Source organism: Paenibacillus liaoningensis, assembly GCF_059609455.1.
On the sequence record NZ_JCAALU010000003.1, the window covers coordinates 147,055 to 162,963 of the forward strand.

Below are 15,909 nucleotides of genomic sequence, written 5' to 3' on the forward strand. Positions count from 1 at the left end.
TCGTTGAAAAATAAAGCAAAAAGAGCAAGGCTCCCCCACAATCACGGGAACCTTGCTCTTTTCTTTTTCTATTGCTCTTGCAAAAGCTTGGCAATAATTGTAGCTATTTCAGCCCGATTGATCGATTGCTCCGGTTTGATGGAACCATCTTTATAACCGCTGATCAGCCCATGCTCTGAAAGCGCTTGAACCGCTTCCGCTGCCCAAGCTGAAACGCTGTCGCTATCCTTGAAGCTGCCCTCGCCGCTAGCCGTGCCAGCAGCAAGCTGCCCCTTAATCGCACGATACAAAATGACAAAAGCTTCCTCGCGGGTAATTTCCTGATTTGGCTTAAAGCTGCCATCAGCAAATCCGCTCACAATTCCTTCATTGACCAAAGCATTTACCGAACCTGCATACCAAGCTCCTTCTGACACATCGTTAAACTTCGATGAGCCCGCAGCCGCATCCAGCTTCAATAAGCGGAAAATAATCGTCATAAACTCTGCACGATTCATCTTTCTATCCGGCTGGAATGTACCATCTGGATAACCTTTCATAAGGCCTTGGGCCGTCAGCTTGCCAATTGCCGCTCCTGCCCAGTGATTGCTGACATCCGGGAATGACGGCGGATTCGTACCTGTTCCTGGATTTGTTCCCGGATCCGTTCCTGTGCCCGGCGTAGTGCCTGGATTCGTCCCATTGCCTGAGCCGCTTCCTGAGCCTGAGCCTGGATTACTGCCAGACCCCGAGCCTGGATTCGTACCCGGATTCGTACCCGGATCCGTCCCAGGGTTCGTTCCCGGATCCGTTCCGCCGCCGCTGCTTGCTTTGGCAGGCACGATAACGGAACGTACGATGACAGCGCTCGTCTGATCCGACAGCCGCGTCACTTCCAGCTCCAATTGAACCGTTGTCGCTTGCTCTGGCGGCGTAATCGTACCATCGGTACCAATTACCGCACTGTTGGAGGATTTGATTGCCACTGTGAAGCCTTCTGGGGCTTCCGGCAGCGTCAACTGTACCGCTCCTTGCGCTGGTGCCGCTATTTCGCCCAGACGGTTTGCCGCCTGCACTGCTGTCTGCTCCTTAGCAACAATCATAATCCAGCTAATTTGCGGATCAGGAGCGCCGCTGACCGCCCGACGAATCGTCAGCGCCAGCTTGCCGTCAGACACATTCACATCTTCGTAGCCAAGTACATCTCGCGAAGCGCTGAATGTATAGCTGTTCGTTTTAATTTCATCATTAATAATGATTTGAGCTTTGCGAGTGCCAGGATTATATTGCGACCATGGATCATACAAGCCGACATAAACATCGTATTCGCCATTCGCAATATCAAAACGGTACGGCAAATCATCGCCTGTTCCAGACTTTAAATAACGCAGCGAAGCGAACAAATCGCCACTAGCCGTACCAGAGGTTAATGTATTGTTACCAACATAACCCCAATTCCGGCCATTATCCGGGTCATATTGCTGATCGATCGCTTCTTTATTAATAAGCGTATCTTCCATGTAGGAAATCATGTCGTTATAATCGGCTGTCGCCGCGCCTCCGGCATGAACGAAATAAGCGCTGCGATCTGGCACCACATAAATTTGCTGTTCAATCGTTTTGGTGCTCGCCCCGCTAAGCGTACCCTTCAGCGTCACGATGCCCGGCTTGGCGAATAGCTCCGGCGTTGCATTCCAAGCAATTGCAGCCGTCGTTTGCGAACCGCCAGACACTGTAATTTGCACCGTATCGGGCAGTACAGGCACTTTGCCAATCGAGGTTTGTGTAGGCAATGGCGTATCAATCGTAATACGTCCCATTGCACTCAGCTCATCCAGCGTCCATTCATCGCGCCAGCGCAGCGCGATTTCATCATTTTGGCCAAATTCGATCGGCAGCCAAATGTAACGCGAATTTTTCAGGTCATTTTTGTCCCAGCGATCACCCATATAGAGGAACTTGCCCGCTGCTGGATCAATCGGAAGGACATGCGTGCTTTGCGAGCCAAACGTTGTAGAGCTGCCCGGCGCTACATCGCGCATAGGCTTCCATTCGCCGAAAATATCATCGGCAACGGTGTATTTGCCAAGGTTTGGATCCCAACCGGTTGCGCCGGACGTAATCATATAATATTTGCCTTGATATTTGAACAAGGCAGGCGCCTCGCGCTGTCCTCCCGGAAATACCCGGACGTAATCGACACCATATTCGGCTTTGTATACGGTATCGCGCTCGACATTGCCGTCTTTATGCCAACCGACAATATCGGTGTACTCTTCATTGAGCTTGGAGATGTACATCGTCATATTTTCCTCGCTGGAATACACGAGGTAAGCTGTGCCATCATCATCTTTGAACAGCGTCATGTCCCGCGCCATTCCCGGCTGATTAGGCTGCCCATTGTAGGTGGCATCCGCAGGAGCACGGTCCATCCGGTGGCTTTCGCCATAGACGAATGGTCCTGTTGGCGAATCGCTCAAAGCATACCCAGCTTCCGCCTTCGCATAGTTGGCTGTCGACGTTTCAGACGGGCCATCCGTATGCATCCACATCACGTATTTCCCGGTTGCATCATTGTAAATGACCTTTGGACGCTCGATAATGCGATTCGTCCCAATATCATTGAAAATGCTGGCTTGATCGGTTCTCCCTGCATAAAGCTGGGAAATAAGCGGATCATTCGTAAAATCATCCATCGACTCAATCGCAGTCAACGCCAGACCATGATCCTCCCAATTGTATAAATCGGTTGAGGAGTATACCCGAACGCCGCGTGCCGGCAAATAGCCATTGGTTTTATCCTCGCCATACCAATAATATTTTTGCGTATGCTCATCATAGATGATGCCGCCGCCATGCGCTTGAATAAGCGCACCGCTCGTATCATTCCATACCGCGCCCGGCTTAAACGATGTATTCGGCACATCCAGCGATAGCTGGGCAAGCGCCGCATTCAATGAAGCGATAGCCGAGCGAATCTGCTCCTGCACCGCCGGGTCCTGCATGTCTGTGCCATTCGCAGATAGTGCATCAAACACATCCGAAGCAGCAGCGATTGCATCATTCAGCACCTGTACGCTATAGCGTGTGTATTTCACATCCACCGCCTCGCTTTTTGCCTCATCCAGCTTATCTCCCAGATCGGACAATGGGATCGTGACATTCAGACGGACAATAATATAGCTAAGCATTGGATCATTATAATTGCTTAATGCTGCAGTAGCCGGACCTTGAACGCGAACCTGCATTTCATTGCCCGTTAGGCTTACATTTCGATAAGTAACCTCCTTCACTGCGTCATACTCGCCAATGCTGTATTCACCAGAGAGATTTGTTCCGTTCACAACCATATTGACGCTGCGGCCGCTCCACGGATTTTTGTATCCAAACGTAATATCATAGCGGTCTTCCGGCAGCTCGAATTTGTATTCGATCGCCTTATCCCTTACTTGCGTGCCATTATAATAACGCAGCGTCCCCAGTTTCGTAGAAGCATCGCCTGTTCTTGCAGCTGTTGTAGTCGTCACTAACCCCCATTTTTTACCAGTTACAGCATCCACTCCATATACCTGCTCGGTTACGGAGGAATACAGCCCAAACTTATCGGTGCCTTCTACTGTAGATGGCGTTGTGTCCCCTGCATTCACAAAATAAAGAATATAGTCGTTATCCTTCAATTGCTGCTCAGTAAAATCATCACGTACCGCTGCGCTCACACTAGCCGAATTGTCCCCATTTTGCAGCTCATCTGCCGCATAGGCAGGAACAGCAGACATGAGCATGGACAGCACCAATAAACAGGAGCATGCGGCCGAAAGCCATTTTCGCTTGTTCAATACGATGAATCCCCTCTCTGTATATAGATCACCCCAAGCATGTATGCGTTTACACAAAAAGTGCTGGAGCGTCACAATGGATTGTAACCAACCATTCGCAATCCTTCAATTGAACAATTCGGAGCAAGCTGAACCACTGCTGTTCCCGCAATTTGTTCACCCAAGTTTCATTTGTTCACACTGCGCTATTCGCGCATGTGAACGGGCATTCACTCATCAAAAAGCCAGCTGTTGTAGAACAGCTGGCTAGCTTTAATATAAAGTTGCTATGCCTTCGGCGCACCCTCGAGCAGCTTCTCCACGATAAAATCAAGCTGCTTGTCCAGCGAATAAATATCGCTGTAATACGCAAGCCCAAATTCTATTTCAACCAAACGGCCTTCTTTTACCGCCGGGATGCTGTTCCAGATCGAGTTGTCGGATAAATCATCCATACCCATCCAAGAGGAGCGGAAAATATAATCGCCCATATATTCCGGCAGCACCTCCAGCGATACGTTTTCGCCATCGCCAACTGTTGCGACATCGATTTTATCCTGAATAACTTTCGGAGCTTTCATTCCCAGGTACTCATAAATAATTTGCGAGCCGCGGCCGTACTGCTTGCTGGCGATGACCGACATTTCCTTCTTGCCGCCTTCAATAATGGAAACCGTTTTGTCATAAACGCCTGCTGCTTTCAGCTTCTCCTTGCTCTCTTCTACTTTCTTATTGAAGTTTTCCATCAGCGTATTTACTTCCTGCTCCTTGCCGAACACCTTGCCCAGCATTTTCATTCGCTCATCCGTAGTCATTTTGTCAAACGGAATGTACACCGTCGGAGCAATATCATGCAGCTTGTTATACGTATCCTCAGAAGGAGCAATAATCAAGTCTGGATCAAGCGCCAGCACTGCCTCCTGATTCGGCTCAAACCATTGGCCAAGCGTTTCAATACCCGCAAGCTCCTGCTCGAATGCCGCTCCCTCGTACACATCGGAAATACCGACCGGCTTTACGCCCATTGCCACCACATCGCCCAGCATATAAAGCGCGACGACGCGCTTCGGCTCGGCAGGTACTTCCACATCGCCTTTCTCCGTGCTGACGATGCGTGTTGCTGCTTCCGCAGGCGACGCTTGGCCGCCGTCATTTTGCGCGGGTGACGCTGATTCCGTCGCATTGCTTGGCGAAGCAGAAGCTGCGCTGTTCGTGCTCGTATTCGCAGTGCCTGATGAGCAGGCACCTAGCAATAGCGTTAACGTAAGCAACAAGCTAATAGCAAGACCCGATGTTGTATTTCTTTTCATTCGTACAGACCCTCCACGTTTATATTGATAATGATTATCATAATTACCAATATAACGCCGCACCTTGCCCATTCCAATGGATTTTTCAGATATGATGAATGGACGATCTTCTGAAAGCCGCTTGTTGCGTTCCCGCTCCTGAAAACGAACGGGCGATAAGCCGGTATGTTTTTTGAAAATTCGGCTGAAATAATACACATCCGCGTAACCAACCTCAAGCGCAATTTCATTCAGTGCCGCATCCGTTCCAATGAGCAGCTCTGCCGCACGCTTCACCCGGATTTGAATCAAATAATGGATCGGGCTTGCTCCCGTATGCTCTTTAAAGCGCATCGATAGATGCCGGGAGCTGTAATTCAGCTTTTCACCCAGCGACTCCAGCGTAATGGCCTCCTGAAAATGATCCTCTATATAGCGGATGGCCTGCGTAACGAGGTCCGGCTTGCTTACTTTAATGCCCTGCGTCTTCATTTGTCGGAGCAGCTCATGGATAAATTGATAAAATAGCCCCTTGATCTGGATGCGATCCAGATCATCCGCTTGCTGCCACGCTTTCCGAATCAAATCCAGCGGGCGAAGCAAGGGCAGCGGCTCCTGCGGCTGAAAACCATATTGCAGCGCAAATGGCTGATGCCGTTCCATTAGCCGCGCCAGCTCTTTATTGCCCGACAATGCATACACCGCACGGTATAAAAGCAAATAATATTCAAACTCTTCCTCCGCCCACACATCCAGCCGCATGCCCTTGCCGCCATGCAAAATATGAAACCGCTGCGCCTCATGCTCGTCGCCGTCCAGCTTCAAATGCCCAGCACCGCGCACACTGTAAATGAAGCCGCTTGACGGCAGCAAATAATCCTCCAACAGCTCCCCTGGCTGCATGACGACATGGCGAATATCCCATATTTTTATAGCCGCCTGGTTCCATAATTTTATATGTTCGTCCAGCTTCAATTCCCCAACCTCCCCACTCCCTGCCTTAAAAGAACCGCTCGATCTATCCCTTAGTCCCTTTATTATAATTGATAAACCTTCTCATTTACAATGAAAATAACTATAAGCTTCATTAATATGCAAAAAAGCCCGCAGCTTCGGCTAGGCCGATATCGCTGCGGGCTTCTTTGCATGCTTTTACAAATAAATCTCTTTGCCTGTCGCTGCCGATTCGTAGATCGCTTCCAAAATTTGCGTCACCACGAAAGCCTGCTCCGGCTTCACAAGCGGCTCCCTATCATGGATAACCGCCTCCAGCCACTGCCGAGCTTCCTTCGTTCCCGGATCATTCGAGCCGGGGCCGAAATACGCAATGCCGGGACCTGCAGCCGCCTTCGTTTCCATCAGCTTGCCGAACTGGACGTTGTTGAAGATCAGCTCTCCAGCGTAATCCGCGCCTTGCTTCATCTCTGCACCGCCGTTCGTGCCGTAGAGCGATGCCTTCGCTTCCTTCACATCCGTCGTATTCAAAGCCCAGGAGCTTTCAAGGAAAATCGTTGCGCCATTTTCCATCTTAATGAGGCCAAAGGCGGAATCTTCTACCTCCAGTTCCTCTGGCTTCCACGGACCGAACATATTGCCCTCCGGCTTATCCCGCAGCTTGTAGAACACCGAGCCGCTGACGGATTTCGGCTTGTAATTGTCCATAAACCATAACGCCAAATCAAGCGCATGCGTCCCAATATCGATCAGGCAGCCGCCACCTTGCTGCTCCTTGTCGGCAAATACGCCCCATGTCGGGAGCGCCCGCCTGCGGATCGCATGGGCTTTCGCCATATACACTTCACCGAGCGCGCCTTCCCGGCAAGCTTGATGCAGCGTCTGGGAATCGTCATTCCAACGGTTTTGATAGCCAATCGTCAGCTTTTTGCCTGTCCGCTCTGCCGCATCCAGCATTTTACGCGCTTCTGCCGAGTTAATCGCCATCGGCTTCTCGCACATCACATGCTTGCCCGCCTCCAGCGCATCTACTGTAATAAAGGAATGCTGCAAATTTGGCGTCAGCACATGGATGATATCAATAGAGCTATCTTCGAGCATCTGTTTATAGTCGGTATACGTTTTGGCATCCTCTGTGCCGAACTGCTGTGCCGCTTTCTCTGCCTGCTCCGGGATAATATCACAGAATGCAACCATATCAACCAAATCGCTATTGTTTTTCAGTGACGGCATATGCTTCTGAAAGGCGATGCCTCCACAGCCTATAATACCTGCTTTCAATTTCCCCATCGTTTGCAGCCTCCTAAGGTGAAACGGCTGTCGCCGTCTTTTGGCGGCAAAGCAACCGTTTCGCGATGAAATATAAGCATAGTTATAAAAGTGAGCATATAAATTCTTATATTTTAAATGAATGTGCGCAAATACTCCAGATCGTTGCGGACGCTGGCAAGCTTATCCGCTGATTTCCCTTCATTTTCAACCAATGCGTATTTCACATGGCCAAGCTCCTTGATCCTCCCATACACATGGGCAAAATCGAAAGCTCCTGTACCGAGATCGACAAAGTCCGAAGGCACGATATATTTGCGGTAAACATCCATCAGCCCAAGCCCTTCGTCGCCGTTCGCTTGAATCGATTCGAATAAATTAAGCGGGCCGGACAGCTGCTTGCTGAAATCCTTCTGATGAATCATATCGCATCGGTCGCCGACTCGCTCCATTACTGCTATGGGATCAACCCCGGCCCGCATCACCCACACGAGATCAAGCTCGAATTTTAAATGCAACGGATCGGTATGTGCGGCGAGGATATCAAACAGCGTCGTATCGCCATCCGCCTTAAATTCATGGGCGTGATTATGGAGGTAAAGCTGGAAGCCGCGCTGTGCAAGCTTGCCGCCAAGCTGCTCCAGCTGCTCGGCGAGACGCAGCGTGCTGTCACGGTCGTCCATCCATACGGATGGCAGCACCAGCGACCTACAGCCAAGCTGTTCATAATAATCCATCAGCTCATCCCAACGATGGGCGAGCAGCTCCTCGCCGGGCATCGGCCCCTCATGGGCTGCGATGGCCTTTAGGCCGGAGGCCGCCAGTTCGGCGGCAACCTCCTTGGCCGGAAACTCATCGCTGAACCGCGACATTTTCACCATATTGAAGCCTAGCATTTCCAGATGGGTATAGCCTGCTTCCGCAAGCTTGCGCAAAGTGCCGTAATAATCTTGAGCAAGCTGCTCATGGACGGAATAAATGTTAATGCCTGCTTGAATGCTCATGCTAGACCTTCACTCCTTCGAATATTATTTATTGGCTGCCGCCCACTCATCCAGCTGCTTTTGTTTTTCGGCCACGATTTTATCCATGCCTGCAGATTTCAGCTTCGCAATATATTCTGGCAAATATTTGTCCGGATCAAGCGTACCGTTTTCCAAACCAATCTTGAATTGCTCCTTCACGTTCTGAACAGCCGCCACTTCTGTTTTGACAGGGTCTGCTGTAAAGCTGAAGCCAAGCGCTTTCGATTTAACCGCCGATTTATTGAACTCATCCAGCTTCGTCCACAGATCTGCGCTGTCCCCTTCCCAAATATGGGAAAGCAATTGATTGCCCCACATCCAGCCATGCGTCGGGTTGTAAGTCGAGCTGGAGGAATCTACGCCTGCCGGGAAGCCGATAATATTGCCATCTTTCACTTCATAGTGCTTGCCTTTAATGCCGTAGTCGATCAGGTTCACAAGGTCAGCATCCGAGTAAAGCAGGTTCAGGAACATCATCGCGCGCTCAGGGTCCTCGGAGTTTCTTGCAATGCCGAACATAATGTTAGCGATCGAGGAAGTCGTCGAAATCGCTGGGGAAATACGTGCTGCAACGAGCGGTGTACCTGTAAGCAGCGACTCCTTGCTCTCATAGCCAGGCTTCATATGCGCCATGAAAGCAAACGCCTTGTTAGCCTTGATCAACTGCTCCGAAGTCGTTTGATTCGTCGAAATATCTTTAGGAATAAAGCCCGCGTTGTACCAATCTCTTGCTTTTTTCACCAAGCTCGCATATTCAGGCGTTTCATACCAGTTTACGACTTTCAGCTCGCCATCAAAGCCGACCAGTACACCATTCTCGTCGCCAAGCGGGTCGATGACGCTGCCCACCATCGATTGGATAACCGAGAAGCTTGGGCCTTCCGGCAATACAGCTGCCATGCCCGGCTCATTATCTTTAATCGTTTGGTAAACAGCCGTCAAATCATCCATCGTCTTAATTGCATTGACATCAATTTTGTATTTATCTACGATGTCTTGGCGCATAACGAGGCCATAATCTGCTGCCCAGTCACGCACGCTTGGAATAGCGTAAATTTTTCCATTCGAGGAGCCGGCTTTAATGACATCTCCGCCAACAACCTTTTGAATATCTTGTCCGTATTTTGCCAGGAGGTCATCCATCTCTACGAGCTGGCCCTTAGCAGCCTGCGTGCCAAAGTTAAGTCCTGTGCCCGTTACGAGAATATCCAGCGGCTCATTGCCCGCAAGCATCAGGTTCATCTGCTGCTGCCATGCCCCGATATCAATAGGAAGGAATTTAACGGTTGCATTGATTTTAGCTTGGGTAATTTTATTGACTTCGGCTTGAACCTCAGCCAAATCCTTCGTATTGCCGATGCTTAAGAAAGCCACCGTCATTTCATAAGGCTTGAGTTCAGACGCTCCGCCTGTTTCTCCACCTGCAGCATTCGTTGCTCCGGCATTCGATGTTGAACCGCCGCTGTTGCCGCCACATGCTGCAAGCACCAGCATAACCGTCAGCAGCAGCGCCACTATTCCATTTGTCCGTTTTCTCATCTCTGCAACCTCCCTGTTTGTTCAAGCTTGTATGCTAACCGGCTGAAAGCCGTGTGTAGCCAGACGTTTAACAGCATTAACCTTTAACAGCACCAATAACAAGCCCTTTGACGAAATATTTTTGGAAAAAAGGGTACGCACACAGCAGCGGCACTACGCCGATAACCGCCATGGCCATCCTTACCGTTTCCAGCGGAATTTGCGCACTCGCTACTTCCCCCGCATTCAGCGTTGAGGCGTTGTTCTGAATAAACTGGGCGTTGAGCAAAATCCGGTTCAGCAGGTTTTGCAAGCTGAACAGCTTGCTGTCGGTAATATAAATGAGCCCGTTAAACCAGTCATTCCAATAGCCAATCGTCTGCATAAGGCCTATCGTTGCGAGGATCGGCAGCGACAGCGGCAAAATCATCTTGAAGAAAATTTTGAATTCTCCCGCGCCGTCAATAGAAGCGGATTCAATGATCGCATGCGGGATCGAATTTTGGAAAAACGTCCGCATAATGAGGACGAAGAAACCATTCGTCAGCAAGCCGGGAATAATAAGCGCCAGCAGAGAGTTTTTCATATCGAATACTTGCGTGTAAATCAGATAAGTCGGTACGAGTCCGCCATTGAACAGCATCGTGAAAAAGACGTAAAAGGCGAGCTGCTTTTTCATTGGCATATCGCTGCGCGACATCGGGTAGGACAACAGCGCGGATATCGACAGCCCGATGAACGTTCCAATTAACGTGACGAAGATCGTAATGCCGTATGAACGCGTAATATTTTCAGCATCATTCCATAAAAACTTGTAAGCATCCAGACTCCACTCGCTAGGGAATAAGGAATAACCATCTTTGACAATGGAAGCTTCGCTCGTAAAGGAAGTTGTCAGCAGCAGCACGAATGGCATAAGACACATGAGCACTACAGCGATAAAGAAAATATGAATCGCGACTTGAAATATTTTTTCCTTCGTATTTACCATGGCCCTAACCTCCTAGAACAGCGCATTGTCGCGGTTTCGTTTACTTACAATATAGTTGGACAGCAGCACGAGCACGAAGCCAACAACGGATTGGTACAAGCCTGCAGCTGAGGACATCCCGATATCGCCAAGATTAATGAGCGCACGGTACACATACGTATCAACAACGTTCGTTGTGGAAAGCAGCTCGCCGGTATTGAGCGGTACTTGATAGAATAAACCAAAATCCGAGTAGAAAATACGTCCAATTTGCAGCAGCGTCATGATCGTAATAACAGGTGCTATAAGCGGAATCGTAATTTGCGTAATTTGGCGCCATTTGCCTGCTCCGTCGATGGTAGCGGCTTCATAATATTCCGGATCAATGCCGATGATCGCTGCAAGATAGATGATGCAGAGGTAGCCGACATTTTTCCAAACGTTAACGATGACTAGAATGACCGGCCAATATTTAGGCTCGCTATACCATGAGATAGGATCAATTCCGAAGAGCGGAAGAATCTGTTTATTTATGAATCCGGTTTCACCACTCAGCATGGCGAGTACCAAATAACCGACAATAACCATTGAGATCAAATAAGGAATGAGCACGATACTTTGATAAAAACGGGCGGCCACTTTTTTCTTTACTTCATTAAGCAAGATGGCAATGCCCACCGCTATAATCAGGTTTAGTATGATAAAAGATATGTTGTAGAGCAGCGTATTGCGGGTAATAATCCAAGCATCTTCGGTTTTGAACAAGTATTCAAAGTTTTTAAGGCCGATCCAATCGCTGGCCAAAATGCCTTTGGCAAAGTTGACATCCTTGAAAGCAATAATGAGCCCCAGCATCGGCAAGTAGTTGTTAATGAACAAATAGATGACTCCGGGAATAATCATAATGAATAATGGTGCGTAACGTTTCAGCCTTTTCAATACGGGATTTTGTGCCCGTCTTACTTCCGTCTGCTGCTCCGCTGGTTTTGCTGTCGCTGTGCTTGCAGTCGTCGCCATCGCGGTTCCCCCTTCACTTCTTCTACCTCTATCTTAGTTTTTCGCGGGCAAGCACACTACGACTAAACCGACTTCTTCGTTGTCATCTTCCGACATCTTGATAGAGCGGAACAAGGTGAAACGGTTGTCGACGTCCTTCGGCGGCGCGGCGCGTTTCAGTCCGAGAAATATAGAGAAGGGATAAAAAAAACATATCCTTTCCTATATTTGAACAAAGGCATCTGCTTTTAATAAATAGCTAAAAAGCCTGCCCTATACGATTGCGCGTACAGAGCAGGCTTCTTCTAGGCCTCTATATGGTTCTATAATTTCTAGCTATCGCAAGCTTCTCTGGCCAAAAAAGGATGAGCAGCCTTATGCTTGTGCTCTCAAGGCTTCATTTGCTTGAACGATTTTGCCAAAACCGCTGCCTTTCTTGATATCTTTCTTACCAAATCCAATTGGTGGGATCATGTGCTCGCCTCCGTTCATGATTCATTTCACTATCACTTGTAGGGAGCGCCTCTGTGAGCGCTAAATAATCAAAAGCTTGCTGCATGATAGATTAGCTGTTTGGGAAAGTAATACATACGGATAACCTTCATTATCAAAGGTTAGGGGCGAGTCCTAGCAGCTCGTTTCTGAACGTAGCCTTCGAGCTCGCTAAAGGGGATTTTGTAAAGCATAAGATGATTTACGGGTGACTTCGATGCGCCTTGCAGCGCTGTAAATTTGGACAGCAGCCTGTCAAGCTGGCGATCATCCGCCCTCACCCAAAACTGTACCTGTTGGACGCCAGGGCTCGATTCCTTCATTAATTCAATGAGCGCATTCAAGCCGTGCGCAAACAGCCTGGTGCCACGATATTCCTTGCGCATAAAAGCAATCTCGATCTGGCAAATATGCTGATCCTCATAATCATGCTCGCCCGTCCCGCAGACGAAGCCCGCAGCGCCGGCAATCTCGTAAGGCTCCTCCCTAAAAAGCAGCAGGCCTTTGCCCAAAATGAGCGGCCCTCCCATAAAGCTCAGCTTCATCGGGAAGGAATATGGCAGATTCAGTTCAGCATGATGCTGAATCAGAAACGCAGCGTACGCCTCTTCATCCATTTCAAGCGCACAGGGACGAAATATAAACGACATTAGTTCGCTTGGGCTCTCAATGCTTCATTAACCTTAACAATCTTGCCGAAACCGCTGCCTTTTTTAATGTCTTTGTTGCCAAATCCGCGTGGTGGAATCATTTGTCCGCCTCCATTCTTAGTTAATTTTTCCTACAAAAACGATTATACTGGATTGGTTTTTCTTAGCATAGTACCAATTTTTCTAATTTCACCGCTAAAAACCGTTTCTTCTCCAAGCGCTCCCTCGCGCTTATACTTCTCTTCTACAAACTTCGCATACATCCGGCAAAGACGTCTATTTTCAGACAAGGCTGCAAGACTCAGCTCCCGAACCTCCGGATGGTTTTCCAGCACTGTATGGACCAGAAAATGAAGCCCTTCTGCAAACAAGCGCGTTCCCCGATGCATTTGCTCAACAATGACCATATCCACAAAAACAACTTCCTTATTCTGAAAATCCTGCTCCGGCGTCCCATAATAAAAACCGGAAATGCTATTTACCTGGTGCAGCTCATCCAATCCTACAATGATCTGCCCCTCCGTCAAATAAGCGTACAGCAGCGACAACGTGTCCATTGTCGTATAAGCGGGATGCAAATCCCGCCTGTGCTTCAACAGAAACAAGCTGGCCTTTGCATAATCCTCATCATTTTCACACCGTTTAAAATACGCCATTTCCACCTAAAATCCCCCTCTCTTCACCTGAAAATGTTCCTGCTCTGCCGCTGCGCTACATTCTTTGCTGAAGCGTTTGCTCCAGCATATGCAGCAGCTGCGGATGCTCCTTCGTCAGCCGATGGAACGCTTCGCGGCGCATCGACAGCAGGACGCCGGAACCGGCTGCCTTTACCGTGGCGGTGCGCGGAATGTTCCGCAGCAGGGCAATTTCTCCGAAATGGTCGCCGTCCTGCAATACCGCTACCTTCTTGTCCTCTTGACCCTCAAACGCCTTCCATATTTCAAAAATGCCGCGAACGATAATATAAAACTTATCGCCCTCCTCGCCTTCCCGTACAACCGCTTCGCCTTCCCTGCACGTTTCGGAGGTGAATAATTCAGCTGCGCCTTCCAGCAGCTCGGGAGCCATTCCGGCAAAAAACGGCAGCTTCGCAAGCCGTTCTCCTCTCACCGAGGCATATCGTCCATCTCCCGATACATGGAAGCCGTGCTGCTTCTCCCATAGGCTGCTGTAAAGCCCTTGCTCCCTAAGCAGCTGCTGATGGGAACCGCTCTCTGCCACTTGACCGCCCTGAAATACATAAATTTGATCCGCATTTACGACAGAGGAGAGGCGATGGGTAACTGCTACGATCGTGCGAGTACCCTTTAATTGTTCAATAAGGTGGTTAATGTCCGCCTCAGCTGCCGGGTCCAGCGCCGATGTTACTTCATCCAGCAGCAGCAGCTGCGGCCTGCGAAGCAGAGCGCGTGCAATGGCAATGCGCTGCCGCTCCCCGCCTGATAAGGAGCCGCCTTCATGGCGAATCCAGGTGTCGTAGCCATCCGGCCAGCCTGCTATGGTATCGTGGATGCCCGCCTGCTTTGCAGCTGCAATCATGTCCGCTTCCGCGATATCGTCGCCAAGCAGCAGGTTTTCCCTCACCGTCATATGGAACAAAAACGTGTCCTGCGAAACAAGCGCAGCACGCTGTCTAAGCGAGGCTTCGCTAATGTCCTGAAGGGGAACATCTTGGATAAATATATTTCCCTGCTGGGGATCATAAAAGCGGGAGAGCAGCTGGAGCGCTGTGCTTTTGCCCGATCCGCTGGGGCCAACGAAAGCAACATAGCTGCCAGCTTCGATCTGGAGGCTGACGTCTTTCAGCTGCGGAATGCCCGCGTTGTAGCCAAAGGTGACCTGCTCCATGCGCAGGGACAAGCTCGTATCCGGCAGTAATGCAGGATGCTCAGCTGCTGGCAAATCTGGCTTGCAGGCCATCATTTCATCGATGCGCTGGAAGCTGATGTTTGATTCGATTAATTGGGGAAGGAGAAAGGCCAAATTCGAGCCCGACTGCCCCACGCTCATAAACAAGGTGAAGAAGGCGATAAAACCGCCAACAGTCATCGCATCATGAAAAATTAAATAACCGCCGAAGCCCATCATAATTCCGTTGAGCAGCAGCAAAGCCGTTAAAGGCAGCCGTTCCATTAAAGAATTGCTCATATGAAGATTCATGCCTGTCTTAAACAAAGCCGTAATTTTGTTGTCGCCCCTTATGCGAAACCGGTTTTGCTGATGCAGGCCCCGAATCGTTTTGTGCCCCTTGGCCATCTCATCGATCATATTGGAGAAGCGCTCCTGCGCCTCCTTGTACTCCCGATTCGCCCGCTCCGAGCGCTTCTGCACAAGCTGCGGCAGCACAAACATGAGAACCGAGCCCGCGAGCATGGCAAGCGTCAGCCTCCATTCCAGCGTAAACAGCATCATGAGCCCAAGCGCTACAGCAAGCAATTCTTTGAGCAGCATCGGGCTGGAGCCGCGAATCACCCGTTCAATGGAGCCCATATCAGCCGAGAAGCGGGTCACCAAATCACCAACCCGATAACGCTCGTAGAAGGGCAAGGACTGGAGCTGGATATGAGCAAACAGCTCTGTTCGCAGCTTGCGAACGACCTCTCCAGCCAGCCTGCCTAATGAATAGTCCGACACTGCACCGGCAATGACATTCAAGATGCCCCCGCCGAGCAGAATAAGCAAAATGATAATAAACGCCTGTAAGTTTCGCGGTGTAAAAGCTTCATCCACCAAATATTTCAAGCTAAGCGGCGAAGCCACTGTATAGGCTACTTCTATTAATAGTGTGAATAAGAATACGCTGCTCAGCAGCTTGTATTCGGCAAATCGGCGCATTATTTTGATCATTGCTTGCAAATCCACCAGCACCTCCGCCCTAAGTCTGATCTATTTATAGTTGAATACTGGAAAAAAAGCAATACTAATTCGCGCTCGCCCGGATGCTTTTTGGTA

At 49.5% G+C, this 15,909-nt stretch carries 10 protein-coding genes; all 10 read right to left on the reverse strand.

The genetic code is table 11. The annotated features are described in order from the left end of the window. Positions 1–68 precede the first annotated feature (68 nt). Positions 69–3,815, reverse strand: a complete 3,747-nt coding sequence (locus tag AC6B99_RS05230) for an S-layer homology domain-containing protein (protein WP_496662915.1) — start codon at positions 3,813–3,815, stop codon at positions 69–71. Between the two features lie 266 nt (positions 3,816–4,081). After that, positions 4,082–6,058 carry an AraC family transcriptional regulator gene (locus AC6B99_RS05235; RefSeq protein WP_496662916.1) on the reverse strand — a complete coding sequence of 659 codons (1,977 nt, stop codon included), beginning with the start codon at positions 6,056–6,058 and terminating at the stop codon, positions 4,082–4,084. A 177-nt stretch (positions 6,059–6,235) separates the two neighbouring features. Then, complete coding sequence (locus tag AC6B99_RS05240) at positions 6,236–7,327, reverse strand: Gfo/Idh/MocA family oxidoreductase (protein ID WP_494862512.1); 1,092 nt, start codon at positions 7,325–7,327, stop codon at positions 6,236–6,238. Between the two features lie 113 nt (positions 7,328–7,440). Continuing rightward, complete coding sequence (locus AC6B99_RS05245; RefSeq protein WP_496662917.1) at positions 7,441–8,310, reverse strand: sugar phosphate isomerase/epimerase family protein; 870 nt, start codon at positions 8,308–8,310, stop codon at positions 7,441–7,443. 24 nt (positions 8,311–8,334) lie between these two features. Next, on the reverse strand, positions 8,335–9,870 hold the full coding sequence (locus AC6B99_RS05250; protein ID WP_496662918.1) for an ABC transporter substrate-binding protein: 1,536 nt from the start codon (positions 9,868–9,870) through the stop codon (positions 8,335–8,337). 76 nt (positions 9,871–9,946) lie between these two features. Next, a complete protein-coding gene (locus AC6B99_RS05255) occupies positions 9,947–10,840 on the reverse strand; it encodes a carbohydrate ABC transporter permease (RefSeq protein ID WP_056033703.1) in 894 nt (297 codons plus the stop codon). 12 nt (positions 10,841–10,852) lie between these two features. Next, positions 10,853–11,722, reverse strand: a complete 870-nt coding sequence (locus AC6B99_RS05260) for an ABC transporter permease (RefSeq protein WP_056033917.1) — start codon at positions 11,720–11,722, stop codon at positions 10,853–10,855. Between the two features lie 707 nt (positions 11,723–12,429). Then, a complete protein-coding gene (locus AC6B99_RS05265) occupies positions 12,430–12,957 on the reverse strand; it encodes a hypothetical protein (protein ID WP_496662919.1) in 528 nt (175 codons plus the stop codon). 143 nt (positions 12,958–13,100) lie between these two features. After that, complete coding sequence (locus AC6B99_RS05270; protein WP_496662920.1) at positions 13,101–13,619, reverse strand: hypothetical protein; 519 nt, start codon at positions 13,617–13,619, stop codon at positions 13,101–13,103. Between the two features lie 49 nt (positions 13,620–13,668). Next, a complete protein-coding gene (locus AC6B99_RS05275) occupies positions 13,669–15,819 on the reverse strand; it encodes an ABC transporter transmembrane domain-containing protein (protein ID WP_494862522.1) in 2,151 nt (716 codons plus the stop codon). Positions 15,820–15,909 lie beyond the last annotated feature (90 nt).

Bases quoted from the DNA above. Each gene is read 5' to 3' on its own strand.
- AC6B99_RS05240 (WP_494862512.1), bottom strand. From the start codon at position 7,327: ATGGGGAAATTGAAAGCAGGTATTATAGGCTGTGGAGGCATCGCCTTT.
- AC6B99_RS05245 (WP_496662917.1), bottom strand. From the start codon at position 8,310: ATGAGCATTCAAGCAGGCATTAACATTTATTCCGTCCATGAGCAGCTT.
- AC6B99_RS05250 (WP_496662918.1), bottom strand. From the start codon at position 9,870: ATGAGAAAACGGACAAATGGAATAGTGGCGCTGCTGCTGACGGTTATG.
- AC6B99_RS05255 (WP_056033703.1), bottom strand. From the start codon at position 10,840: ATGGTAAATACGAAGGAAAAAATATTTCAAGTCGCGATTCATATTTTC.
- AC6B99_RS05260 (WP_056033917.1), bottom strand. From the start codon at position 11,722: ATGATTATTCCCGGAGTCATCTATTTGTTCATTAACAACTACTTGCCG.
- AC6B99_RS05265 (WP_496662919.1), bottom strand. From the start codon at position 12,957: ATGTCGTTTATATTTCGTCCCTGTGCGCTTGAAATGGATGAAGAGGCG.